This is a genomic window from Primorskyibacter flagellatus (assembly GCF_900176485.1).
GTDB lineage: Bacteria > Pseudomonadota > Alphaproteobacteria > Rhodobacterales > Rhodobacteraceae > Primorskyibacter > Primorskyibacter flagellatus.
In genome coordinates this window covers 113,488-140,253 of sequence record NZ_FWYD01000007.1, presented here as the reverse complement: position 1 = coordinate 140,253, position 26,766 = coordinate 113,488, and the positions used below count along the sequence as shown (strand labels likewise).

17 protein-coding genes are annotated in these 26,766 nt (G+C 59.8%); 4 read left to right on the top strand and 13 right to left on the bottom strand.

The genetic code is table 11. The annotated features are described in order from the left end of the window. Positions 1 to 65: 65 nt before the first annotated feature. Complete coding sequence (arsJ, locus tag B8991_RS11680) at positions 66 to 1,352, top strand: organoarsenical effux MFS transporter ArsJ (protein ID WP_084353167.1); 1,287 nt, start codon at positions 66 to 68, stop codon at positions 1,350 to 1,352. A 132-nt stretch (positions 1,353 to 1,484) separates the two neighbouring features. Here arsJ and B8991_RS11675 read toward each other — a convergent pair whose 3' ends face one another. From B8991_RS11675 to xdhA, 7 genes are all read right to left on the bottom strand, one after another. Beyond that, positions 1,485 to 4,589, bottom strand: a complete 3,105-nt coding sequence (locus B8991_RS11675; RefSeq protein ID WP_084353166.1) for an efflux RND transporter permease subunit — start codon at positions 4,587 to 4,589, stop codon at positions 1,485 to 1,487. A gap of 86 nt (positions 4,590 to 4,675) precedes the next feature. Beyond that, positions 4,676 to 5,851, bottom strand: a complete 1,176-nt coding sequence (locus B8991_RS11670; RefSeq protein WP_084353165.1) for an efflux RND transporter periplasmic adaptor subunit — start codon at positions 5,849 to 5,851, stop codon at positions 4,676 to 4,678. Positions 5,852 to 6,391: 540 nt separating this feature from the next. Further along, positions 6,392 to 7,747, bottom strand: a complete 1,356-nt coding sequence (guaD, locus tag B8991_RS11665; RefSeq protein WP_084353164.1) for a guanine deaminase — start codon at positions 7,745 to 7,747, stop codon at positions 6,392 to 6,394. 68 nt (positions 7,748 to 7,815) lie between these two features. Then, the gene (locus B8991_RS11660; protein ID WP_084353163.1) at positions 7,816 to 9,417 is read right to left on the bottom strand and encodes a xanthine/uracil/vitamin C permease; all 1,602 of its coding nucleotides are present in this window, start codon (positions 9,415 to 9,417) and stop codon (positions 7,816 to 7,818) included. Between the two features lie 28 nt (positions 9,418 to 9,445). Continuing rightward, positions 9,446 to 10,345, bottom strand: a complete 900-nt coding sequence (gene xdhC / locus B8991_RS11655; RefSeq protein ID WP_084353162.1) for a xanthine dehydrogenase accessory protein XdhC — start codon at positions 10,343 to 10,345, stop codon at positions 9,446 to 9,448. A gap of 4 nt (positions 10,346 to 10,349) precedes the next feature. Next, entirely contained in the window at positions 10,350 to 12,668 is a 2,319-nt protein-coding gene (gene xdhB, locus B8991_RS11650; protein ID WP_084353161.1) for a xanthine dehydrogenase molybdopterin binding subunit, read from the bottom strand. A gap of 20 nt (positions 12,669 to 12,688) precedes the next feature. Continuing rightward, positions 12,689 to 14,152, bottom strand: a complete 1,464-nt coding sequence (gene xdhA, locus B8991_RS11645) for a xanthine dehydrogenase small subunit (RefSeq protein WP_084353160.1) — start codon at positions 14,150 to 14,152, stop codon at positions 12,689 to 12,691. A gap of 170 nt (positions 14,153 to 14,322) precedes the next feature. On the opposite strand from xdhA, the gene B8991_RS11640 reads away from it, so the two are divergent. Beyond that, complete coding sequence (locus tag B8991_RS11640; RefSeq protein ID WP_084353159.1) at positions 14,323 to 15,225, top strand: LysR family transcriptional regulator; 903 nt, start codon at positions 14,323 to 14,325, stop codon at positions 15,223 to 15,225. 24 nt (positions 15,226 to 15,249) lie between these two features. On the opposite strand, the gene B8991_RS11635 is transcribed toward B8991_RS11640, so the two are convergent. The 5 genes from B8991_RS11635 to B8991_RS11615 all read right to left on the bottom strand — a co-directional run bounded on the left by B8991_RS11635 (position 15,250) and on the right by B8991_RS11615 (position 22,278). Further along, a complete protein-coding gene (locus B8991_RS11635; RefSeq protein WP_084353158.1) occupies positions 15,250 to 16,164 on the bottom strand; it encodes a glutaminase in 915 nt (304 codons plus the stop codon). 286 nt (positions 16,165 to 16,450) lie between these two features. Beyond that, positions 16,451 to 18,472 (bottom strand): S8/S53 family peptidase, encoded by a 2,022-nt coding sequence (locus tag B8991_RS11630; RefSeq protein ID WP_084353157.1) that lies wholly within the window; start codon positions 18,470 to 18,472, stop codon positions 16,451 to 16,453. Positions 18,473 to 18,483: 11 nt separating this feature from the next. Continuing rightward, positions 18,484 to 19,662: a phosphatase PAP2 family protein gene (locus B8991_RS11625; RefSeq protein ID WP_179141476.1), complete on the bottom strand. Its 1,179-nt coding sequence runs from the start codon at positions 19,660 to 19,662 to the stop codon at positions 18,484 to 18,486. A gap of 34 nt (positions 19,663 to 19,696) precedes the next feature. Then, entirely contained in the window at positions 19,697 to 21,424 is a 1,728-nt protein-coding gene (locus B8991_RS11620) for a winged helix-turn-helix domain-containing tetratricopeptide repeat protein (protein ID WP_179141475.1), read from the bottom strand. Between the two features lie 206 nt (positions 21,425 to 21,630). After that, a complete protein-coding gene (locus B8991_RS11615; protein WP_084353154.1) occupies positions 21,631 to 22,278 on the bottom strand; it encodes a hypothetical protein in 648 nt (215 codons plus the stop codon). A gap of 344 nt (positions 22,279 to 22,622) precedes the next feature. Here B8991_RS11615 and B8991_RS11610 point away from each other — a divergent pair, with 344 nt between their 5' ends. Further along, positions 22,623 to 22,991, top strand: coding sequence for a hypothetical protein (locus B8991_RS11610; RefSeq protein ID WP_084353153.1), 369 nt, complete (start codon positions 22,623 to 22,625; stop codon positions 22,989 to 22,991). 319 nt (positions 22,992 to 23,310) lie between these two features. Here B8991_RS11610 and B8991_RS11605 read toward each other — a convergent pair whose 3' ends face one another. Next, on the bottom strand, positions 23,311 to 24,363 hold the full coding sequence (locus B8991_RS11605; protein ID WP_084353074.1) for a hemin-degrading factor: 1,053 nt from the start codon (positions 24,361 to 24,363) through the stop codon (positions 23,311 to 23,313). Between the two features lie 200 nt (positions 24,364 to 24,563). On the opposite strand from B8991_RS11605, the gene B8991_RS11600 reads away from it, so the two are divergent. Further along, positions 24,564 to 26,609 carry a TonB-dependent receptor domain-containing protein gene (locus tag B8991_RS11600; RefSeq protein ID WP_084353169.1) on the top strand — a complete coding sequence of 682 codons (2,046 nt, stop codon included), beginning with the start codon at positions 24,564 to 24,566 and terminating at the stop codon, positions 26,607 to 26,609. The last annotated feature ends 157 nt before the right edge of the window (positions 26,610 to 26,766 follow it).

The following is a 26,766-nucleotide window of genomic DNA, read 5'->3' as shown; positions in this document are numbered from 1 at the left end:
CTACACTCAGCACTGGGTTGGAAAAGCCCCGTCGCTTTCGAACGAAAGGTGGCTTAAACGAGCACTTGGAGCGGCACAAAAGCGCGACAGGTCCAACCCGGCCCGAGGGTCTGTCGGCCTATATCGCCGTTACGGCCGCGTATTGGGCTTTCATGCTGACAGACGGCGCCTTGCGCATGCTTGTTTTGCTGCATTTCCACACTCTCGGCTTCACGCCGGTACAACTGGCCTACCTGTTCGTACTCTACGAGATCGCCGGCATGGTCACCAACTTGACCGCCGGGTGGATTGCGGCTCGGTTTGGCCTGACCTCGACGCTCTACGCGGGGCTCGGCCTTCAGGTGCTCGCGCTCTTGGCGCTGACTCAACTGGACCCGAACTGGGCGATAGGGGCGTCGGTTGCCTTTGTGATGGTCGTCCAAGGGGCGAGTGGCGTTGCGAAAGACCTGGCCAAAATGTCATCGAAATCCGCCGTAAAGATCCTGGCGCCTGCGCAAGGGGATGGCTTGTTTCGTTGGGTCGCCTTGCTGACTGGCTCCAAGAACGCCGTGAAAGGGCTCGGCTTTCTGCTGGGCACCGCCCTGCTGGCCACATTTGGTTTTACAACCGCCGTTCTCGGGATGGCGGCCGTCCTCTTCGGTATTCTCATCGCGGTACTGATCGCCATGCCAGCCGGGCTTCCGAAGGGGCGCAAAGGGGCCAAGTTCTCTGAAGTCCTCTCGAAATCGGCCAACGTGAATTGGCTGTCACTGGCCCGCGTTTTCCTGTTCGGGGCGCGTGATGTTTGGTTTGTCGTCGGGATTCCGATCTATTTCTACGCCGCGTTGTCCGACGGGACCGAAGCGGGCAACCGCGCCGCCTTTTTCGTGATCGGTATATTCATGGCGCTCTGGATCATTCTCTACGGAGCTATTCAAGCCGCAGCCCCACGCCTGTTGCGCGCCAAAACCCGCAATGAAGCGCAATTGATCAACGCGGCGCGGGGATGGGCCTTGGCGGTGGTCCCCGCAGCGCTGACCGCGGCGGCCTGGATCGCAACGGGCCCAGAGACATGGTTGACGATGGTTCTGGTTGTCGGGCTCTTGGCGTTCGGCGCGTTGTTTGCCATCAATTCGGCGCTGCATTCCTATCTGATCCTTGCCTTTACCAAGGCGGAGCGGGTCACGATGGATGTGGGCTTCTACTACATGGCGAATGCCGGAGGGCGGCTTGTGGGGACCGTATTGTCAGGTCTGACTTATCAGGTCGGGGGATTGACGCTTATGCTTGCCACGGCCGCCTTGATGGTTGCGGTATCTGCCATCACCTCCGGCCAGTTGTCAGGAGATTACAACGAGGCTGGCACGACATGAGTAATTTTGAACGCTCGTGGAAACCATCAAGGCGTGGGCGAGAGGCCGGTATTTTCATGTCGGCCTCGTCCCTCGACGACTGACCGCAAGAATTTGGCAATACCACGCCCTTTCGTCCACTCCCTGCGGCTGCTATTTCGACCCTCTTCCTTCGCCGGTCAGCCGCGCGATAATGACAAAGAACAGGGGCACGAACAGCACGCCGATGATCGTCGCCGACAACGTCCCGCCCAGCACGGCCGCACCGATCGCCTGACGACCACCTGACCCGGCGCCAGAGCTTAGAACCAGCGGCACCACCCCAAACGAAAATGCCATGGAGGTCATGATGATTGGCCGAAAACGCTGACGCGCGGCCTCTACAGCGGCTTCAAGGAACGGTTTTCCGGACTCCATCTGTTCGCGCGCGAACTCCACGATAAGGATCGCGTTCTTGCCGGTCAGACCAATCACGGTGAGCAACCCCACTTGGAAGAAAACGCCGTTTTCGAACCCACCCAGCAACGCAGCAAGCAACGTGCCTAGCAACCCGATGGGCATCGCCAGCATGACCGCGAACGGGATCGACCAGCTTTCGTAAAGTGCCGCGAGTGCCAGAAATACCGCCGCCAGTGACAACGCATAAAGCAAAGGTGCCTGATTGCCGCTCTCCTGCTCTTCAAGCGACAAACCAGTCCAGGCCGCGCCGAAGCCCGGTGGCAATTGACTCACCAGACGTTCGATCTCGGCAATCGCCTCGCCCGTGCTGACGCCCGGAGCGGGTGAGCCTTGTATCTGCATCGCCGCCACGCCGTTGTAGCGGTTGATCCCCTGAGGTCCGAAAATCCACGAGGCTTCGGCGAAGTTGGAAAACGGAACCAGCCCACCGCTGGCATTGCGCACGCGCCACTTATCCAGATCGGACGGTGTGGACCGCGAAGACGCCTCGCCCTGCACATAGACCCGCTTGATCCTGCCCCGGTCGATGAAATCGTTGACATACCGCCCGGCCCAAGCGGTCGTGAGCAAGGTGCCAACGTCGGTCGCCGACACGCCCATCGCCCCGGCCTTGCGCCAGTCGATATCCAGATTGAACTGCGCCGCGTCCTCCAACCCGCTGGGCCGGGCCGATGCGATCAGCGGGCTTTGCGCCGCCAAGCCAAGGAGCTGATTACGGGCGTTCAGCAGGTCTTCATGGCTTTGGCCAGCGCGGGCCTGAAGGTAGAAATCGAAACCCGATGCGTTGCCGAGTTCGATGACCGATGGTGGGACGATGGGAAACACCATCGCATCCTGGATCTGGCTAAGTGCCCCATAGGCACGACCCGCAAGTGCCTGCACGCTTTGTTCCGGTTCGGTTCGTTCGGACCAGTCCTTGAGCCGCACGAAAGCCAGCGCCTGGTTCTGACCTTGGCCGCCAAAGCTGAAGCCAACCACGCCGAAGGCCGACTCGACGACATCGCTTTCCTGCTCGAGGAAGTAATCTTCGACCTGCTTGACCACCTCCAGCGTCCGCTCTGCGGTGGCACCGGTGGGTGTCTGGATCAATGTGAACAGGATGCCCTGATCCTCATCCGGCAGGAAACCGCCAGGCGTGCGCATGAACAGGAACACCGTCGCGATGATGATCGCAAAATAGATCAGACCCACGCGAAACGGGCGGCGTACGATCCAGCCGATACTGGACGCGTATCCCGACAAAGTGACACCGAAACCGGTATTGAACCACGCGAACGGACCGGAACGCTTGCCCTCTTTCTTGGACTTCAGCAAGGTTGCGCAAAGGGCCGGCGTCAGCGTTAGCGCAAGCACCACCGACAGCACCATCGCGGATATGATGGTAATCGAGAACTGCTTGTAGATAACCCCGGTCGATCCGGGGAAGAACGCCATCGGAACGAACACGGCGGTCAGCACCACCGCAATACCGATCAGCGCGCCGGTAATCTCGTCCATCGATTTGCGCGTGGCCTCCAGCGGTGTCGCACCTTCCTGTTCCATCACCCGTTCGACGTTTTCGACGACGACGATGGCATCATCCACCAGCAGGCCAATGGCCAGCACCATGGCCAGCATCGTCAGCGAGTTGATCGAAAAGCCGAAGGCGGCCAGAACCCCGAACGTTCCCAACAAGACCACTGGCACGACCAGCGTCGGGATCAGCGTTGCACGCAGGTTTTGCAGGAATAACAGCATCACCAGGAAGACCAGCACCACCGCTTCGACGAGCGTCTTGACCACTTCCTCAATCGAAATCAGTACGAAAGGTGTTGTGTCATAGGGAATCACATATCTCACACCGTCGGGAAAAAACTGTGCGAGTTCTTCAAGCCGGGTTTCCACCGCGTCGGCGGTGTCCAGTGCGTTCGCCCCCGGTGCCAGCGAAATCGCCATGCCGGTTGAATTCGAGCGGTTGAACCGCGAAATGGTCGAATAGTTCTCTGCCCCGATCTCGACGCGGGCCACATCATGAAGCAGCACCAACCCGCCGTCCGTTTCGGCGCGGATCACGATTTGGCGGAAATCCTCTGGCGTGCGCAGCAGCGACTGGGCTGTGATCGTGGCGTTCAACTGCTGGCCCTGCAAAGTGGGGCGCGCGCCGAATGACCCGGCTGAAATCTGCGCGTTTTCCTCGGATACGGCCCGAACGATATCGGACGGCGACAGGTTGAACGCCGCCAATTTTGCCGGGTCCAGCCAGATCCGCATGGCATATTGCGCGCCAAAAACCTGCACACTGCCGACGCCGTCCACCCGGCTGATGTCATTGACGATGTTGGATGACAAATAGTCAGACAGGTCGGTCGCATTGTAACTGCCATCGTCGGAAATCAGCGCCACAACCATCAGAAATCCCGACGAGGATTTCTGAACCGTCACCCCCTGGCGCTGCACCGATTCCGGCAGCAGGGCCGTCGCTTGCGACAGCTTGTTCTGAACCTGAACCTGAGCGATGTCCGGGTCGGTTCCCGTTTCGAATGTCAAGGTGATGCTGGCACCACCTGCAGAGGTTGAACTGGACGAAAAATAGCGCAACCCGTCCAGCCCTGTCATCTGCTGTTCGATCACCTGGGTCACGGTGTTGGCGACGGTATCCGCCGAGGCTCCGGGATACGAGGCGCGGATCGCCACCGAGGGCGAGGCAATCTGAGGATATTGAGCGATCGGAAGGGAAAGGATCGAAAGGATCCCGAGACCAGAGATGAAAAGCGCAATGACCCAAGCAAAGATCGGGCGGTCGATGAAGTAACGGGCCATGTTAGCTCTTTCGAAACAGGAATTCGGAATAATGCGGACGACAATCTGACGCGGCGCGTGGCGGGTATTTGGCCTGTGTTCTCAGGTCAGTCGGCGGCGGACGCGTTCTTGACATTGTCGTCCGGCGCATCGTCTTGCACGCGTTCTTCGGGGGCGACGGTCGCCCCGGGTGCCGTTTTTTGCAGCCCGGCAACGATCACGCGGTCGCCCGCTTTCAAGCCTGCGTCGACGATCCAATCGGTGCCCTGATCGGTCAGGACGTTCAAAACCTTGGCGTGCACCACGTTGTCCTTGTCGACAACAAGGGCGATCGCCTCGCCGCGCTGATCTCTGGTGACGGCCTCTTGCGGAACCAGGAAGACATTGTCGAGGGTGCGGGTCGGCAGTTCGACCTGAACATACATGCCCGGCAGCAACAGCTTGTCGGGATTTGCGAACTCCATCCGCAGCACGACAACTCCGGTCTGTTCGTCAACATTCGGCTCCGCGGCAGTCAGACTCCCTGTCTGGTCGAAGGTGCTGCCATCGGCCAAGGTCAGCATCACGGTCGGATCGAAGCTTTCCAGTTGAGCCGTCGCTTGTCCGCGCCGCCAGTCCAGAAGGTCCGCTGCGGATTGAGTGACATTCACATAGACCGGATCGATGTTGCGGATCACGGCCAGCGGAACGGCCTGGCTTGCCGTGACCAGCGCGCCCGGGCTGGTCTGCGACAAGCCGATTTCGCCCGAAAGACGGGCGTGAATGGTCGTCCTGTCCTTCTCGATCTGCGCGGCGGCGCGCTGCGCCTGGGCCGCCTGAAGATTGGCTTCGGCGCTGGCACGAGCAGCATCCGCATCGTCCTTGGCCTGAGCACTGGCAACATTGCGCGCTTGCAACTCGTCCACCCGCGCGGCGGCTTTCAAGGCCGCGTTCAACTGCGCCTGCGCCTGCGCTACGGAGGCATCGGCCTGAGCCAGCGCTGCGTCATAGCTGGCTGGGTCGATTTGGTAGAGCGCGTCGCCCTCTGCCACTGATCTACCCTCTTTGAAGAACTTATGCGTGATGATCCCTGCCACCTGTGGCCGAACTTCGGCCATGGCCGAAGCCGCCACACGACCCGGCAAAGTCGTGGTCAGCGTCGTGGTCTGCGGCTCCACGGTCACGACGGTGACTGCGGCGGGCGGGCGGCCCTGTGCGCCTTGCTGCGCCTCAACCTGATGGGGTGTGCCCATCATTGCCAGCGCGGCAATCACGAGAGCAGTAGAAATGATGCGCTTCGGCATTATAGGTTACCTTGCTATTCAAATGGTCTTCGACACTATATGTCCGCGGTCGGTTATCATGACGCGAAACGGCTCGGGAGAACCGTGATTTAGGGTCTTTCCCGCAGCACCTGCCCCAATTTTCGGCGCAATGCCATAGCGAATACGCACACTCGCTGTGATTTTGTGCATTCGGGATGGACATCCGCACAGCCGGTGCCTCGATCAAAGGCGCGCGGTGCAGCGTCGTAAAGTTTCGGATTTCATGTGCGTTGCCAGGCGCGTCGAGCCGCTTCTTGCGCGACTTTCCGGCCTCCGTCTTCAACCAGCCAGCCAGCTTCTTCGCGAAGGGACCGAGTTTGCTCTGCCGCGCGGGGGGCGCGAATTACGGCTCAATCATGCCTGCGTCGGGCCGTACCGGCGATGTCCGCGTCATGGAGATCTACCGCCGACATGACATGCGTGTTCGTGACCGTCGTATCGGCTGCACTCATGATGTTTCACGCGTCTGTTTCATCGTATCCTCAGAAAAGCGACGATGAAACAGAGACGCGAGGATGATCAAATCACAGGTTCTGCCTTACAGGTGCGGGGGTCAGAGTCCGCCAATTTTTGACGGGGCCGCTGCGCCTTGCTTGGTTTGCCGCTGACATAAACTTCTTCGATCGCGCGGTCATCGCCCATCATTTGCAATACGAAGAGTTCCTCCGCCAGCGTGGTCGCGCGGTCGGTCCGTAGGGCCATTGCGCCGGTCGCACGAGCGTTCAGGATGATAACGTCCGCCTCAGTGCCAGGATCAAGCGTGCCGATGCGGTCCTCCATCCCCAGAACTGCGGCATTGCCGCGTGTCGCCCAATGAAACGCCTGTAGCGGATGCAGCGACTGGCCTTGAAGTTGCAGCACCTTGTAGCCCTCGTTCAGCGTCTGAAGCATGGAATAGCTGGTGCCCGCCCCGACATCGGTTGCAATGCCGTTTCGGATGCCGCGCGCGCGCAGTCCCGCGTTGTCGAACAGCCCGCTGCCCAGAAACAGGTTCGAGGTCGGGCAGAACACCGGATGCGAACCTGTCGCTGCCAGCGCATCAATTTCGCGGGGTGTCAGGTGAATTGCGTGCCCCAGCAACGTCTTGGGGCCGAGCAGCCCGTAGCTCTCATAGATGTCCAGATAGTCGCGCGCCTGCGGGTAAAGCGTGGCTGTATACGCAATCTCGTCATGGTTTTCCGACAGGTGAGTTTGCACATGGCAGTCGGCATGTTCCGCGACAAGCGCCTGTGCCATCTCCATCTGTTCGGGGGTAGAGGTGATCGCAAACCGGGGTGTGACGGTATATCCGTTCCGGCCCTTTCCGTGCCAGCGTTCGATCAGCGCCTTGCTGTCGTCATAGCCGGTTTGCGGCGTATCGCGCAGCCCGTCGGGGGCGTTGCGGTCCATCAGCACCTTGCCGCCCAACATGCGCATCTTCCGCCGCGTTGCCTCGGCAAAGAATGCCTCGACGCTTGCCTTGTGGACCGAGCAATAGGCAACGGCCGTGGTCGTGCCATGCGCGACAAGCTGGTCGAAAAAGGCTGACGCCATCAGCGCGCAGTGATCTTCGTCGGCAAACCGCGTCTCTTCGGGGAACGTATAATTGTTGAGCCAATCCAGAAGTTGCGCGCCCCAGGATGCAATGACCTGCACCTGTGGAAAGTGGATATGGGTATCAATGAACCCGGCCATCATCAGATGTGGTCGATGGTCGGTGATCGGCGCCAATGGGGCCTGCGCGGCAATATCGGCAAACGTGCCGGATTTGGCGATCAGCCCGTCACGAAGCAGCAAGGCACCGTCTTCGATATAGGTAAAGGCGTCGGTGTCGTTACCGTCCGCCGGTTCGCGGTGGAACGTCAGCAAACGGCCGCGCAGCAATGTCTCGGTCATTTTGACCTCTGGATTAAGGATGGAAGGGCATTGCCGGGGCGGTGGTCGCACCGCCCCGGCGGCTTGGATCAGGTTTGGGGTGCAGGCTTGTGATCATCGAGGAAATCCGGCTCGTCCGGGACGATGATCCGGTTTTCCAGATCCTCTTTCGGGGCAATCTGCGGATAGAGGTAAAGGAAACCGCCAATGATCAGATAGCCGATGGTGATCCCGTCCAGTTGCGGCATTTGCAAGGTGAACGAATGGATGATCCCCACCGACGACATCACTGCCGCCGCAATCGAAAAGCCACCGGCCATCCGGAACCGCCCGTCGATCACATCCGCAACGATGGCCCCCCAGATCAATCCGGTAAGGATCGCCCCTTGGGACAGGGCCAGATGCCCCTCGTAATGCGCGCCTTCCACCAGCAGCGCGGCGGTCAGGCTGTCATCGCCCAGAGATGGCAAGCCTTCGACACCTGAACTGCGCAGGGCATTCATCAAAGATCCCCACTTGGTCATCAGGAAGGCCGAGATGTGCGGAAGGATCGCAAACGATACGGCAGCCATGTGCATCGGCTTGACGGCCCAGGCGGTGTTGGTGATCAGGCTGACCGACACGAAGACCAGCACCGGTGCTGCCGCAGCAATCGGGATAAGTCCCGCCAGGAATGACAGGAACCCCAGGAAAGCCGCCACCCCGATCACTAGGGCCACGCCGACGATATAGCCAGCATGCGCATCAAGACGCTTGTAGGCCGGGTGCCCGATATAGACTGTTGTCGGAAACGGAGAGCCGAACAGCGCCCCGATCATCGTGCCCGCCCCATCGGTGAGCTGACACAACCCGACTGGATAGGAATCGCCCGCAGCCTCGGCGGACTCGACGTTGTTCATGGTTTCGATGAAATTGTAGATCTGCACCGGAATCAGGACGAGAAACAGCTCCGGGTTGGCGAACAGATATTGCACGCCAGCGATCAAGTCTCCGAAATACGGCACGGGCGGGTAAAAGCCGATACCGCTGGTGTCGAAACTCGACTCTCCCAGCAGAATAGCGATCAGGGTGCCAGCGCCGATGGCGACCAGGCCAGCAGGGACGTTGCCGGGAAGGCGAAACCGTCCGATCAGGCCCCAAAGGATGAACAGCAGCGACGTAAAGCCGATGATCGGATGCTCGAAAATCTCGGCCAGCGGCACCGACCCGATAAAGACCAGCGCGATGCCGCACAGCGTACCAAGCATGCCCGCGCGCGGGGTGATACGCTTGAGAAACGGACCGACAAGCGCGCCAAGTGCGGCGACGATGCCGCCCATGAAGCCCGCGCCGATGCCGACCTGCCAGGCCAGAAGCGGGTCATTGGTGGCCCAGTAGATCGGGCCGATGACGCCGAACAGGTAGACGAACATCACCGGGGTCGAAATACCGTAGGGCAGGGCGGTGACATCCCGTCCCTGTTTCTCGGCGGCCCATTTTGCCAGAAATGTATAGACGACGACACCCGCCAGAATGGCAATGGCGGCACCGGGAACGATGCGGCCGAACACGATCTCGGCGGGCATCTGAAAGACAAACTGGCAAACCCCTGACAGGATCAGCAGGTTGACAAGGTTGTCGGTGAAAAGCGCCCAGAATGCGCTGAAATCACTGCGTACGAATAATTTGTAATTGTAGGTTCTCCCGTCCATGACGGACTCCTCCTGTGATGTGACCGCTCTATCGGCTGACAGGATGTCGGGCCGACAGTCCCTCCCGGTCGGATGTTTGGCCCTTGATGGGCCGTTCGTGTGGTCTGTCCGGCGCGGCTGCCACGGTATTTGACGTCAGTTCAGCAATCACCTCCGCCGCGACGAAAGAGGCGATGACGCTGGGGCGCTTGTCCTGGCTGCCGCTTGCCCCGATCGGGCAGGTCAGATTGTCCAGCGTCAGCCCGTCACATTGGGCATGGGCCCAATTGCGGAACTTGGCGCGTTTGGTCGCGGACCCGATCATCCCGACATAGGCGGCATCGCCACGTTCCAACGCCGCCGAGGTCAACAGGAAATCAAGCGCGTGGTCATGGGTCAGAACCACGAAGGCGCTGTGCGGCGGCGCGTTGCTGATGTCGATTTCCGGGATGGCGCTGACGCGCGTTTCAACCGCAGCGTCGCACAATGCGATTTCGCTGGCGCGGGTATCGACAAGGATACAGCGGACCGGCAGATGCTGAAAGATCCGGGCCAATGCGCGGCCGATATGGCCCGCGCCTATGACATAGACATGCGGCTGGTCATCGTCTTGCTTGGCAGCCCGCCTGCGCGCGGCGTTCTTATCAGAGCCGCGCATCCGCGACAGCGACAGCTCCACCCGGCCCCCGCAGCATTGGCCGATTTCGGGGCCAAGCGGCACGTCCATGTGCTTGTGCAGCACCCCGTCGCGGACCATGTCGCGGGCGGTCTGGATCGCCAGAAACTCAAGCTGCCCGCCCCCGATCGTGCCGTGCAGAGCATTCGCAGCCACGAACATCTCTGTGCCTTCGTTGCGCGGGGACGATCCGCGCACGCGGGTCAGCGTGACCCGGATGACGGCGTCGTGCGTGTCGAAAAACCGATTCAAACTGGTTTTACCCTCGGTCATCGGATCACCCTCCGTCCCGCATACGGGCGACGGCCATCAACACGCGCTCCGGTGTGGCCGGTGCATCAAGACGCGGGCAACGCTTGTAATCGGCGACCGAGGCCACCGCCATCGACAGCGCCTCGAACACCGAAATCCCCAGCATGAAGGGCGGTTCTCCGACGGCCTTGGAGCGTTTGATCGTCAATTCGCGGTTCTCGGACCAGTCGGCCAGTTTCACGTTGAAAACGCGTGGCCGGTCCGAGGCGAGCGGGATCTTGTAGGTCGAGGGCGCATGGGTGCGCAAACGGCCAGCATCGTCCCACCACAGCTCCTCGGTGGTCAGCCAGCCCATGCCCTGAATGAAGGCACCCTCTACCTGACCCTTGTCGAGCGCCGGATTCAGTGACCGGCCGACATCGTGCAGGATGTCCGTCCGTTCAACCCGGTATTCGCCGGTCAGCGTGTCGATGGTGACTTCGGAACAGGCCGCACCATAGGCGTAGTAGTAGAACGGGCGGCCCTGTCCCTTTTCCCGATCCCAGTGAATCTTTGGCGTCTTGTAGAACCCGGCAGCCGAAAGCTGCACGCGGGCGAGATAGGCCTGCTTGATGAACGCATCGAAGGTCAGCGTCAGATCGCCGATATGGACCTGATTGGCGGCAAAGCGCACCAGTTCGGCCGCGACCCCCCAGTGATCCGCCGCAAAAGCGACTAGCCGCTCCTTGATCTGTTCCACCGCGTTCAGCGCCGCCATGCCGTTCAGATCGGTGCCGCTCGACGCGGCGGTGGCAGAGGTGTTGGGCACCTTTTCGGTTGTGGTCTTGGTGATCTTGATCCGCTCGAAATTCACCTGAAACGCCTCGGCCACGACCTGCGCCACCTTGGTGTTCAGACCTTGACCCATCTCGGTCCCGCCGTGATTGAGGTGGATCGAGCCGTCATTGTAGACATGCACCAAAGCGCCGGCCTGATTGTACCACGTCGCGGTAAACGAGATGCCGAACTTGACCGGCGTCAGCGCGATGCCCTTTTTCAGCACCGGCGATGTTTCGTTGAAAGCAACGATATCCTTGCGCCGCTGACGATATGCGGCGCTGTCTTCCAGTTCCGACACCAGCCGATCGAAGATATTGTCGTCAACCTCCTGATGGTACGGCGTCAGGTTGCGGCCTTCACCGCCGTAGAAATTGGCCTTGCGAACATCAAGCGGATCCTGCCCGGTTGCATAGGCGATTTCCTCGATCATCCGTTCGGCAACGATGACCCCCTGCGGGCCACCGAAGCCCCGAAACGCGGTGTTCGACACGGTGTTGGTTTTCATCGGACGACTGGTCAGGCGGACATGCGGATAGAAATAGGCATTGTCGGCGTGAAACAGTGCTCGGTCCGTCACAGGCCCCGACAGATCGGCGGAAAACCCGCAACGCGCGGCAAAGGTGCCTCCCACGGCTTCGATCCGTCCGGCATCGTCAAAGGCCACATCGTAATCCACAACGAAGTCATGCCGCTTGCCGGTGGCGGTCATATCCTGATCGCGGTCCGGGCGGATCTTGACGGCGCGGCCGTATTTCTTCGCGGCAATCGCAGCGACAGCACAGAACAGGTTCATCTGGCTTTCCTTGCCACCGAACCCGCCGCCCATGCGCCGCACATTCACCACCACCGCGTTCGATGGGACACCCAGGACATGGGCCACCATATGCTGTGCTTCGGACGGGTGCTGGGTGGAACAATGCACGATAACGTCGTCATCCTCGCCCGGAATGGCGAAGGCGATATGTCCTTCAAGATACATATGATCCTGCCCGCCGATGGCCATGCGCCCGGTGATCCGGTTCGCGGTTCCGGCAAAGGCCGTGTCCACATCTCCGCGTTCCAGCTTGAGGGGGGCGGTCACATGCGGATACCCGGCCTCCTGCGCGGCAATCGGATCAAGCGCATGTTGCAGCGGGGCACAGTCGATCCGGGCCAGCTCTGCCGCACGACGCGCGGCATCGCGCGTTTCGGCGACCACGGCAAACAACGGCTGGCCGTGAAACTGGATCTTGTCCGTCGGGAAAACCGGTTCGTCGTTCAGCCCGGTCGGGCTGATGTCGTTGACGCCGGGTATATCCTCGGCCGTCAGAACGCCCACGACGCCCGGATAGGCCAGCACGGCGGACAGATCCATGCCGTTCAGCGTGGCATGGGCCACATCCGATACGCCAAGATAGGCGTGCAGCGTGCCTTCGGGCTGGGCAATATCGTCGGTGTAATCGGCGCGACCCGTCACATGTTTGATGGCACTGTCGTGATTGCGGTCGGTATGCGCCGCGCCTGTGATGGAATGAGTATCTTTCATGGTCTAGACCTTCCCGGCGTTTACGCGGTTTCCAGTTGAACGGCGGCGGTGGTCGCCACATCCTGTTCGAGAAAGAAGCGGCGCAGCAGGTTCTGCGCACTCAGCATCCGGTATTCTGCCGATGCCCGCCAATCGCTGAGCGGTGCGAAATCCTCCGCAAGCGCCTTGGCCGCGGCGTCAAAGACGTCAGCCGACCAGATCTGCCCCTGCAATGCGTCCTCGGCAGCGACCGCGCGCTTGGGGGTGGCCGCCATACCGCCGAACGCGATGCGGCTTTGGGTGATCCGCCCGTCCTCGACGGTGATCTGAATGCCGACCGCGACGGACGAGATGTCCTCGTCCCGACGCTTGGAGATCTTGTAGGCGGCGTTCAGGGTGTTTGGGCCGGGGATCGGGATGCGGATTGTTTCGACAAATTCGCCGGGTGCGCGATCCTGCTTGCCGTAATCGACGAAGAACTTTTCCAAGGCAATTGTCCGGCGGGCATTGCCGCGCCGCAGCACGATCTCTGCTCCAAGCGCGATCAGGACCGGCGGGGTGTCGCCAATCGGCGATCCGTTGGCGATGTTGCCACCCACGGTTCCCATATTGCGCACTTGCCAGCCCGCGATACGATCCCAGTAGCGCGACAGATGGGGCAGGTGCCGGGACAGGGCGTCCTGACAGTCAGTATAGCTTGCACCCGCTCCGATAAGCAGGGTCGTATCCTGATGGTCGATGGTTTTCAATGCGTTGAGATGCGCGGTAAAGATCGCAGGCCCGATATTGCGCATGAATTTCGTGACCCAAAGGCCGACATCGGTGGCCCCGGCAACAATCGTCGCGTCGGGATAGGCCAACAGACAGTCCGCCAGATCATCGACGCTGGAAGGGATCACCGACAGATCGTCCTCTGGACCCGAAACAAGACGTTCGTCGCTCTGCAAGCTTTGCAGCCGCGCGGTCATCGTCTCGCGTTCCGTGGTCAGATGGTCCGAGGCGGGCGTCCCATACCGGCTGACGGCGACAGCGGCGCGAATGATGGGCTCGTATCCGGTGCAGCGACACAGATTGCCCTGCACGGCGGTTTCCACCTGCGCCTCGGTTGGTTCCGGTGTCTGCATCCACAGCGCGTAGAGCGACATCACAAATCCCGGTGTGCAGAACCCGCATTGGCTGCCGTGATGGTCGATCATTGCCTGCTGCACCGGGTGAAGCCGCCCGTCCGCACCGGACAGATGCTCGACGGTCACGACATGGCAGCCATCGACCGAGGCCAGAAAGCGGATGCAGGCATTGACCGGGGCATAAACAAGGCCGGTGTCGGTCAATCGCCCGACCAATACGGTACAAGCACCGCAATCGCCCTCGGCGCAGCCTTCCTTGGTGCCGGTCAGTCGGCGGTTCAGCCGCAGATAATCAAGAAGCGTCTGGCTGGCCGCAACATCAGGCACGGACATTTCGGTCCCATTGAGGATGAAGCGGATATCGGTGCGATGTGTCATGGTGTCCTCCTGTCGTCCCGAAGCAAATAATCGGGAACAGCTCGACCTTAGGGGGAATGTTTGAGTCGATAAATCCACGCAAACGGCAAATACTTTCAACAGAACGTTGAAAATGCGTGACGGGTGCGGCACTTTCCTTGTTGTTGGGATGGCAACAAGTGGAAGATAATATGTCTTATGTTGAAAGTCTGCGAGTCTTTGTCCGCGTGCTGGAGCTTGGCAGCATCACCTCGGGTGGCCGCGACCTGCGTCTGACACCGGCAGTGGCCAGCAAGCGTTTGAAGGAATTGGAAAAACGGCTTGGCGTGCGGCTGTTCAATCGCACCACTCGTTCGATCACACCCACCGAAGTCGGCACTGTGTTCTATGACGAAGCCAAAGCTGTTTTGCGCGCCCTGGAAAGCGCTGAAGCCCGCGTTGCCAATTTTTCAGCGACACCGCGCGGTGCCATCCGGGTCACGGCGCCATTGGGCGTAGGCCGCCGGGTCGTGGCCCCGCTAGTTCCCGAATTTTCCGACATGTATCCCGAAACAGAGATTCGCATGCGCCTGTCCGACCGTAAGGTGGACCTCCTTGCTGATGGTCTCGACATTGCGTTTTTCGTCGGCGAACCCAGCGATTCAAACATGAAATTGCGCAAGATCGCCGATTGCAAGCGCGTCCTCTGCGCGTCCCCTGCCTACCTGTCGCAGTTCGGAACGCCACAAACCCCCGAAGACCTTCTGCATGGGGCGCATAATTGCCTTTTGCTGCGCTATCCAAGGTCACCGGAATATTACTGGACCGTGGAGACAGATTTGGGGCCGCAAAAGCTTGAAGTGCGTGGCAAATACGACGCCGACGATGGCGATGTCCTGACTGATTGGGCGCTTGCCGGGCGCGGCATCGTCAACAAACCGCGCTTCGATGTCCGCGACCATCTGGCATCGGGCAGGCTTGTCGAAGTGCTGGAGCACACACCGCCCGTGCAGACCATGTTCGGATGTCTTTATCCCCACAAGAAGCTTCAGGACCCCAAAATACGGCTGTTCGTGGAACATATATCGAGAAACAGCAAACCAATGTTTGTGTGACAATTATGGTTGCGGATCGGATGGCTACTTCACATCAAACACTGACCAGTTCAGAGCGTCCGAGATTTCTTCCAGTGCGATTGTACCAAGCTGCGAATTTCCATAGCGGTTCAGCCCCGGCGACCAGACAGCGATAGACGCGATGCCCGGCACGACCGCCATGATGCCGCCGCCAACCCCGCTTTTGCCCGGAAAACCGACACGGTAGGCAAATTCGCCAGATCCATCGTAGTGACCGCAGGTCATCATCAAGGCATTGATCGACCTTACATTGTTGCGGGAAATCAGCTCGTGCTTGGTGTCCAGACCGGCCAGAAAACGCCCCGCGCGGGCAAGTTGCGTGCAGGTCATCTCGATAGCGCATTGGTGAAAATAAGTGCCCAATGTCAGGTCGCATTCATGGGTCAGATTGTCGCTTGATTTCAGGAAATACGCCAATGACCAGTTGCGATGGCCGGTCAGGTTCTCGGATTTCGCCAATTCTTCGTCAATGTAGATGTGATCGTCGCCAGCGGCGGCGCGCACGAAGCGAAGCATCTCCGCCAACGCCTCGCGCGGAGAGCGTGCGGTCAGCAGGGCATCCGTGACGACGATGGCCCCGGCGTTGACAAAGGGATTGCGGGGCTTGCCCATTTCAAGTTCCAGATCGACCACGGAATTGAAGGCGTTGGACGACGGTTCCCGCCCGACGCGGATCCACAGATTATCGGCAAAGCGCCCCAGACCAAGCGCCAGGGCAAAAACCTTGCTGACGCTTTGGATCGAGAAAGGCACATCGGCATCGCCGTGGCTGATCTGTGTGCCGTCCGCGAGGCAGACGGACACGGCGAACTGGTTCGGGTCGATACGCGCCAGTTCGGGAATGTAATCGGCCACCGCGCCACGCTCGGGCACCGCGGCCATGCGTGCCGCCAGATCCGTGAGGAAGTCACTTAACATTGCAGCATTCTTTCAGAATTGAGCGGGGCGCGGCAAGGACAATGAAGATGTTTAGCTCACCAACACGATTATAACGATTTCGATCTATCCATGATCCCATAGCCAAACCGCACCTTGCACAGCATTCCACGACGTTTGGCGAAATGAGCTTGACTGCCATGCAAGCCATATACGCCATCGGTCAGTTTGAAGTGGCAAAGTAATTGAATTGCCGGCGTCATCGATCTGCCAATCCTCCTTCGCTTTCACTCGCAGTTTTGGGCACCGGTACTATTTCGCTTCCGCTCTACTTTGCCGCGTTTTTCTGCCAGTCCAGTGGAATGACAATCCCTCCGGCACCCGTTCGGCTTTCGGCGGTATCTGGCGGTAGCTTGAACGGATGTTCCGAAACCGCGTGAGAAAGCCATTCCCGCGCTGTCAACGGCCAGTGCGCGATTTCGTCAGATGCCTGTCGCGCGACGCGCGGGCAAGCGACGCTGGTCCCGTCAAGTCGGACATAAGACCCGCTGCGGGATCCGGCGCTGAGAACGCCCCACAAAACCCGCGACTCGTCCGCTTTGGCCGAGGCGTCCGGCCCGTTGCGATAGGGCATTGGCGTCATGGGTGTATGCGTCAACGGCCCCGCTGCGGAATATTCCGAGAGTTGATGGGATTTGTCCGTATATGCCGCAATGACCATCGGAGAGGCCCCACCAGCAAAACCGCTGTAAGTTCCCGCCCGCCGCACAGGACAGGGATCATCGGGCGGATCGACCGTCAGTGGCCGGCCCAGCGGTCCAAACCGCTGATAGCATCCATTGTCGAAGAATGATTGCCGTCCGCCCGGCCGATAGCCGGGCAAGGTCTCGTCCCGTCTGATCCAGACCTCTACCTGCTGGTCTGCCGAGATCGCCTTTGGCCGTGTCGTGATCTTCCAGCGCCCCGAGGGGGCAAGCGGGGCATCGGCTTTCAGGCTGGCCGTGGGGTCAATTGCCAGCGTGATCAGTCCGCGCGCCGTCGGTGGCGGCTCGAATGTGTAAAGGACTGTCGCAACGACCCGACCCTCGCCATCATGCAGCGCTTGTATCTGACCTTCACGCGCATCGACCGTTGCACTTTCCGGACCGAACGGCGGCGTCACTGTCACCGAGACATAGTCGGGCGGTGGGGAGTGCTCGGAATAGGGCATCCACAGCTCGACATGGCTGGCGGTATTGTCATCAGGCAGGACGCGAAGATCCAGCGTGATCTCTTCCGGACAGGATTCCGGGAATTGCAGAACGCCATGCGACCGCGCCAGATTGCCGTTGCCCGCAGGCAGGGTCATCCAGCGCTTCTGGGCGGGATTGTCAGCGATAAACTGTTCCAGCAGGCGCGCGACTTCGCTGGTGCCGTCATGTGGCCCCGAAAAGTTGCCGAACGAGAAGTTCAGCACCAGCGGCACGGGCTGTCCGGCGCATTTGTATCGTGACGCCTGTTTGCTCAGCAATTGCAGCGACAGCGACAAGGCCGGAAGCAAACTGATCCCCGAAGTGTCTTCGACCACGCGGGGCGGCAGCACCGTACAAATGATGGGTCGTGCGGCCTCTGCGATTTCGGGGGCAAAGCCTGCGGCAATCCCCATGATATGCGTCCCGTGTGAACGTCTCAGCGACACCGGTGAAAATGTGCCTGCGGCCAGATCGGTCTGGCCCGTTTGGCTGTAGAATTGCTCTTCATCCAGAAGGTCGGAAAAGGTAAGGTTCTTCAGATAGGTGTCAATCTCCGCCTTGCGCAGAATGCGGCCCTGTGTGGCGTCGCCGCGCGCCGTGTCCGGGGGTGTGGGCAAGACCGCGCAAAACTCGACACGGGTCGTGTCGCGACTGGCGCGAAACAACTCATGCGCAATGGCAAGCCCGTCGTCGATCATCGCCATCACGACGGTGCCGGGCGGGACCTCGATATCTGGCATGTCACCGTTTCGGGCCTCGCGGTTCAGCCAATCATGCGACGTCACCATGCCAAGATGGACATTCTTGACGCCAAATTCGTTCCCGGTGTGGTTCATCTCTGCCAGCACGGATCGGCGCGCGAAGATTGCGACGAATTGCCGGTCTTTCGGGTCGCTACGGTCGGCTTCGTCATAGGCTGCGGGAATGATCAGATCGTTTGGAAAGTGCCGCTCGATCCGGGTTTCCAAGTCGGCGATGCTGGTGTGCTCCAGTTCAATCATTGCAGACCACCACGCCATATCGAGAACCGAAGCATAATCGGAAGCAAGGCGCTTGTAGGTGAGTGCGTCTATCGGGATGTGGTCGCCCGTGTCCGACGCTGTCCATTTGAGAACCATGTGCGTGTCTCCTAGTTCTGAGCGCAGGGATCAAAATCGGTCCATTCTGCAAGCGCCTTTTCCCAGAGCCACGCCAGAACAGGCGATTTCCCGCATTGAGACTCGTGTGATCTGGCCTTCGCCCAAATGCCTTCCGATCCTTCGGTCTTGGGATATTGGGTATCATCATCAGCTTGGTAGAGCTGATGCCAGTCGAAATCGGCAGAGGGGCTGTAGTGGTGGCCGTCGAACTTGGCCGAGGTCCAATCCTGACCCGTGCAGCGTTCGGTGATGAAATCAGCCAATGTCAGACCAAGCACCGCACCGGCAGAGCTGTCGACGGGGAAATGCACTCCGGCCACTGTCCGGTTCACCGCGATCCGCGAAGCAAGCCGCATCAACATCTCGCCCCAATGCCCCGCCCCCTGGTACTGAGGCGCACCGCCTTGCCGCATCAGTTTCCAGATCAGCCGCGCCATGACGAATGCCTCGGTCGCATGGCCACTGGGCAAGGAACCATGGGTCGGTGTCGGGATCATCGGCTGCACCTGCGGAGAAAGCTCGATGGGACGCTTGGCTGCCAGCGCATATTTGACCCGTTGCTCGCAGAAATTGGTAAAGCGCAGGGCCGTCGCGAGAAGTTCGATCGTGTAGGGCGTGCGCTGCGGGTCGATGAAGCTGATCGTCTGATAGAACGGGACCGGGGCTGCAAGTTGTGACAGGATCTCAGCGGCGCGGTCCTGACGAATGTCGGCATAGCCCGTGACATAGGCCAGTTGCGCCTGGAACACGTCCATCCGCGGGGCGGTCAAAACGGCAAGCTTGTGGTAATCGCAACGGGGGCGGTGTTTGTCTTCCTTGTGCTGCCGACGCCACAGTGTTGCGGTCGCTGTTTCCTCGACATCAACGGTCAACTCGATCTGGGCATCCAGTTCAAAGGAAAAGATCGCGGCCCGCACCTCGCGTGACAGTCGTTTGAGGTTCCGGACATCTTCGGGAACGCCCGGACGCGCCGGGGGAATGTTGTCGAGCGGTGCGCCCACGATCCCGTCGCGGGTGGTAATGAACGCCTCGGCGGATACCGGACTTTCCGGCAATCCGTAAGCGCCATAAGCGCCGTACGCTCCATATGCCCCGTATGCGCCGTAGGCACCATACGCGCCGTAAGCGCCCTGGCCACCTTGTGGGCTTCCAAAAGATTCAGCAGTCATTTTCAAATTCCTTGGTCCAAGTGGTTTCGAAAAATCAATCGGGCACACCGGCATCCCGCAGCGCTTGCGCAAACTGACGTCCGGTGTCGTATTCTGCGCTGGGGGAAGATTTCAGCCAGCTCTGCACGCGCAGCCCCGGTTGAAGACGCATCAGTTCCGAAACCGTTTCCTGTGCGGCCCCGGTCTTTCCCGATTTCTGCTGGGCCACGGCCAGCATGCGTAACGTCGAGATATGGGTGCGGTTCAAAAGCAAAGAGGCTTTGGCATATTTCTCGGCCTTCTCGAAATCGCCGGGCGTCAGGTACGCCCCGGCCGCCATGGCGAGGTAAAAGAACCGGTGCGGGTCAAGCGGCGAAAGATGCAGCGCACGTTCGGTGTCGTGAACGCCCTCGGCCCCGCGACCCTGGAATGCCAGCATCATGCCGCGCAGCGATCGGGCATTGGCATCGTTCGGGTTTGCCTCCAACGCCAGGTTGTACCGGTCCTCCGCATCGTCAAGCCGGTGCAGAAGGTTCGTCAGAACATGCCCCTCGCAAGCCAGCGCCAGCACGTTTTCAGGATCAAGATCCAACGCGCGCCCGGTGCAACGCAAGGCTGCATGTGCGTCGGCATCGGGATTTTCCGACCAGCCCTGAACCACGCGCAGCAAATGCCAACGTGCGGTCCAGGCCAAAGGCACCGGATGATTGGAAGCCCGTTCGGATAGCGCGTCCAACATGGCTCGGGCCTTGCGGAAATCGTTGGGCGACAAGCGATGCATCAGGCCGACGGCTCCAAACATCAGCGAGTAATTCTTCATATCGGCGAGCGGTGTGGTGTTCACACGGCGTATCTCGTTGATCAGAATTGCGCGCCGAACCTTGGCAACGATTTCATGTGCGGCCTCAAAATCTCCAAGAAGATCCGCGACCGGCAGTTCAAGGCGGAACGCCCACAGCATGCGCTGCGTGGCAACCTCGGCAAATTCCAGATTGATCTGAAGCCGGTCTGCCCGAGGGATGAAAAAACCTGACAGCACGAATTCCGCATTCAGCTGCCGCCCGATTTCGGCCAGATCTGCATTGGCATTTGCAAATGTGGCCGACGATAACCGCGAGATGACGTTGATTTCTTCCGAGCTTCCCAAAGCAGCGGTCAATACATCGGCAAAAACCGATCCCAGAACGTCCTCGCCTTCCTGAAGGGCATTTTTCAGTGGTATCACGGAAATCGTGGGCAGCAGGGATTTCTCTGATAGCTGCGTGATCATTGTGCCGCCGCGTGCTTTGGGCGGCAGCCGGTGGACGCGTTCGCTTGTCGGACGGGGGCAACCATCGCCCTTCAACTCCACCGTCTTGGCGGTGTCACGGGCATACGCCATCACCGGATCGCCAGAGGAATATCCGGACGCCGAAACGCGCGCCGTTTTCATATTTTCGAAAGTCGATGGCCGTGGCGCGGAAACGGGCGCACCGTTCAAGACAAACCCGCGTTTTGGAATTGTCTTGAGGATCGTGCGGTTCGTGTCGCCAATCGCGCGTCGCACATCCGCGATGCATTGTGTGAGGCTGTCGTCGGTGACTGAAAGACCGTGCCACACGTCATCGATCAACTCATCGCGCGTCACCAGAACACCCAATCGCTGGGCCATGTAGTGCAGCACACGCGCCGATTGCGCACGCAGAAAGATCGGTACGCCGTCGGCACCAAGCAATTGGTCACCTTCGGGCAGGTAGCGCGTAGAACCAAGCGCGATCTTTTCATTGGTGTTCGTTTCGGCCATCACATGGAACTCAGCCCCCCGATAAGTCCCGGTATCCGGACTCTTAGAGTTGAGCAGTGAGGCGTAGTATTCAACAAAAAAGTGAAATCTCGTTTCAGATCGACAACTCTGACGATTGTTTTCTCTGTCCAGGACAATAAAGCGTCTAAAAGGATAGGTTTTTGGCAGGATAGTGTTTTGCGACAAGGAATGTGTTGCTGCACTCATCATTGCCAGTCTTCCTGAATGAAAATCGCGGGGCTGATTGCGCGGATGCATTTCAATCCGCTCAGACCGATGGTCTGTCCCGTGCGTGCCGATTTTGCCAGCAGGGTAAGATTGCGTGCCCCGGTCAGGAAATGTGGCGGCATGAACGGGTCCTCCACGCGGATACCCATGGCATGCGGAACGCCGAACGCCGTTGCGATCAGATCTCCGGTGCCGCTCAGCTTGTATTCCGAAATTCCCAGATCCGTAGGCGTGAGTGATGTCAGCCCGACGACGTGTCGCAACGGTTCCAGTACCACGAAACAAGACGAGGCCACGAAAGGTGCGGCGCCGAAGACGCCCGGAATGCGCTGATTGCGCGAGATTCCGAACGTCGGATGAGGTGCAATTTGGGTGCAATACATCCAATGTGTCTGGACCTGGGCACCGTTCGCCCCCAGACCGACGGCCACATATGTGGCACCGATGGTCAGAGCGGAACTGGCAGAAGCAAGCTCCAGATCAAGGCCTTCATAAGCCATATGTTCGACATTCCCGCGTGCGTATCGGCCTTCGACAGCTGCAAGACATGGCGATACTTCCAACGAGACAGAGCCGAAACAGGGGTAGACGGCTATCTCTGTCAGACGTTCCACTGCAAATTCCATACCCGGCCTTTCGCTACTCGTGCGGCTTGGCAGCACGCGTGTGACACGGACATGCCAAACGGGGTTGCCATTCGGGACTGCGCTTGGCCATCGGGGAAAGCGCGCTGGACATTCATACCTCGGGCCGAAGCCGAAAAACTGAAATCCTTCTGATGAATTTCCAATCTTTGTCACGTTGCTCTGTGAACCGGGCTGTTTTGATTTCGGAATTGTTTCGTACGGGTTTCAGGACCTTCGCGCCGTTTTGAAGGAAACTGGTGATACGGCGTGCAGCTTGATGCATCCCAAACCCCGCAAGATGGCACGCTCTCGACCTGAAAATTTATTGATGATGGAGAAAATAAATGGCCAATACTGTACATAGCTTCGACGACAAAGCCATCGAAGCCGCCCTCGAAGCGGCCAAAGGCCACTACGACGAGCAAGTCAGCGCCGGTGCACTGGCCACTGGCACACTTGCTGCCTACGACGACGGACATCTTGCCCTTGCGGCGGGCTGTATCTCGGTCAAGGTTGAAAACGGCAAGATCTGCCTGAACCTCCCTTTGGGCATTGGCAAATTCTGCTTTCCCATTCCCAGCATCATTCCGAACGGAACCGCTGCCGAAGCGTGCCTGAATATTTGCACCACTTGGGGTATTCCGACCGGTGTCCGCGTGACCATCAGCGTTGCGGGCAAGGTGATCTTGTCCAAGTCGTTCGGCAAATGCTGATTCAAGAAATTTCAACCGGGCCCTAAACAGAAGCCATCAAGGCCCGGCACATTTCAAAAAATTCATAGCTGTCAACAATCCCCTCCGATGTCGATCTTTTCGATATCGGAGGAATTTTGTGCGAAACTCAGGAACTTGCATTTAAGGCAGGAAGCCCGTGCCGATTTCTACCCGCGATATAAATGCCGTGGCCGACGAGCGTCCAATGCAGTGTTCGCGCGGGTTTCATGGTGGCGGGGATGGTTTCGATGTCGCTCAAGGCTGCCGAACATCGCGATCCATATGCCTGTGAAGGCGGCAAAACCATTGCGCTTGCGGGTCATGCGGGCACCTCTGCCAGCGCGGGCAGCGCCGCGACAATCCCGCCCCATTCGGCGCGCGAATCCCGGCCTTGCTTGCCAACGCCAAAGGCCTGAAAGATCAGCCCGCCTTCGGCATCGAAGGCCTCGACGGAAACCGCAGGCCCGCGTTGCGTGGGCTTTTCGACGGCCCAGACCTCGGCCACCTTGTCCAGACGGAGATGCAGGTTGAAGCCCGGATCCATGACGTTCTGCCACGGCCCCATCGGGTGCAGCTTGTGGATCGGGCCGGTATGAATCTGGATGCAGCCGCGATTGCCGACAAAGATCATCACTTCGATCCCGGCATCGCGCACCGCCTGCAACATCGCATCGGCGGCCTGCGGTTCAAGCCGGCGCACCCAAGGCGCGCCGGCGATCCGGTAGGCGCCCAGCCGGTTCATCTTGAGCTTGGCGCACAGCCGCAGAAACTGATGCGTATCGGTCAGGCGCGCCCATTCCTTGCGCAGGATGTCCACTTTCTCCGGGTGGGATTTCGCGCCCTCGACGGGTTTGCGCGGCTCCACCTGCTGTGTTTCGGATTGATCCTCGATGGCCAGATCGGCCAGGATCCCGGCCCATTCATCCAGGTTCGATCCGTCGCGCAAATGGATCTTGTGAACCGCATCGCCGGCCGCATCGAATACTTGCAACGAACGACGCACGCCCTGCTCGGACAGTGTTTCGACCGCATAGGCATGCACCCAGTGGGACGGAAAGATGCGCAGGTCGATATTTTCGGTCAGCGTCATCGCGGCATGTTCGCCGGGGTGATAATTGCCGTATTGCCCGACCTTTTCATGCACGCAGGCCGCGACACGGGTCAGCGCCATGACCTCGCCCAGCTTTTCGGCGGCGGGAATGATCCGGTCAGGATGCGCGTCGATGCGTGTTGTCCCCTGCCCCATTCGGGCCGCGACAAGCTGCGCCTCGGAAATGCCAAGCGCATCCGCTGCATCCCTGGCACGCAGCTTGGGGTGTTCAGCCTGATAGGCACGGATGTCTTGCGGGGAGACAACGGTTTGCTGTGTCATGGGCGTCCTCGGAGAGTGGTTGGGGTCCGATGGCTGCGCCCGAACAGATGCGGTGCGTGGCTTTTCAAATTATTTGACTGTTTTAGTTTGATACGATTAACGCTGCAACCCATTGCGGTTGGATTTATCGCATAACCACCAAAAACACCCGCGCCAGCTTTCGCAAGCAACGGAAATGGAACTCAAGAAGGATGGCGCATATGCTTACCCCCCTGTTGCGCGGCACCACCGCGCTTGTCTGCCTGTCACTGGCCGTGCCTGTCGCGGCACAAGACGCCGATACCTCCGGCTTTCTGGGCACATTGATTCTGACCGGGGGCAAACGCGACCTCAGCTTTGGCACTGCATTGTCGCGCACCGTGGTGGGCGAAGAAGAGATCCAGGATCGCCAAGCCAGCACGGTCGCGCAACTGATCGACTCGGTCCCCGGCGTCACGTTGGTCAATGGCACAACGCCGCAAGGATCAGGCATCAACATTCGCGGCTTTGGCGCGAACACGACCTTCGGCTCGGACCAGAAGATCGCCGTTCAGATCGACGGTGCCAGCGTCGGCTCGGAAGAGCTGTACCGGATCGGCACGCAGCTTTTCACCGATCCGCTGCTCTACCGCGAAGTCGAAGTGCTGCGCGGCACCATCGGCAGCTTTGCCTATGGGTCGGGGATCGTCGGCGGTGTGGTCAAGCTGGAAACCAAGGATGCGTCGGACTTCACCGGTGGCGCGCCGGGGGTCGGTGGATCGCAGACATTCGAGTATGGCTCTAACGGCAATGGGTGGGTCAGCTCGACAAACCTGGCCTGGATGCCGACGGACCGCGCCGAATTCCTGCTCAATTATTCGCTGCGTGATCAGGATGACCTGACCGCCGGCGATGGCTCGACAATCGGCAACAGCGCCTTCCGCACGCCTTCATACCTCGCGAAAGGGAAATTCACTTTCGGGCAGGACGACGCCCATTCGCTGATGCTCAGCCATTCGCGGACCGTGGCGGATGACAAGGATGTGCCCTACGATCAGTTTGACACATCCGGCGGCACTTTTGGCAATGTGGACCGGCTGACAGAAACCGCGCAAACCGTTCTGGAATACCGTTTCAACCCGGCCAGTGACCTGATTGATCTGCGCGCCAACCTGTCCTACGCCGATCAGCAGATCGCGTATGACTACATTCCCGGCTCATCTCCGGCGGAAGGCACCCCGTCGTTTCCTTTCCTCGTCAACACGGTCAATGCCGATCAGCGCTACGAGACGACGAAACTGACCCTGACCAACCGGGCGCTGCTCGACACTGGTGCTGTGTCGCATGACATGCTGTTCGGGCTTGAGGCGCAGCGGCGTGTCCGCGCGGACAACACCGATGCGGGCGCGCCGGGTGGGCGCAATGACCGGTTCGCGCTGTTTGTCGTCGATGAGATGGCGATGGGCCAGGTCACCCTCACACCTGCCCTGCGCTACGAGACGTCCCGGATCGAAAGCGAGAACGACCTGGGCACATTCCCGACAAGCTACGAGTCGGATGCGCTGATGGGCGGGCTGGCGCTTGCCTATGATTTCGGCAACGGTCTGTCGGTCTTCGGCAGCGCGGCCTATACCGAGGGTCTGCCGATCATCGACGATCTTGGCACCAGCGCGACCGCACAACGGCGCATCGACATGACGGAAAAGTCGCAAACGTTCGAGCTTGGGGCGGAATATACCGGCACGGGCGTCTTCACCGCGGATGACAATTTCACCATTCGTGGCAACCTGTACCAGACAAGGCTATGGGACATCACCAGCTATACCGTTGCCGGATCCACCTCGACAGAGCTGGAACGGGTTGACTCCCGCGGCGTCGAACTGGAGGCCTCTTACGGGATGGCAAGCGGGGTCTATGTCGATATTGCCGGGCATCTGGGCGACGCAACAGAGTTCAACCCCGATGGGTCCGATACGACCTGGCGCAACAGCCCGGCCGACCGTGTTCAGTTGACCCTGGGCAGGAAATGGACCGAGACTCTCGATCTGAGCTGGGAAATCGTGCACAGCGCTGATCGCCGTGATGCGCTAGGCGATGGTTTGCCCGACAGCACGGTCCATAACCTGCGCGCCACCTGGAAACCCGAGGGCCAAGGCTGGCTAGACAACACCGAGGTTCGTTTCGGAGTCGAAAACATCCTCGATACCGATTATGTCGGCCACCTCTCATCCCCAACCCGCAAAGCCCCGGGAAGAACACTCAAAGTCGCCCTGACAAAAACGTTCTGAAAACCATGGCCGGAGCAACTGCTCCGGCCATCTTTGCCGTGCGGTAATGCACAACTCAACCCCAACCCAAACTTCCCCGGATCCAAAACCAAATACATCTTTTGAAGCGGCGTTACCTGAACGCACCATCCTGCCTGCGCATCTAAAACTTGACATT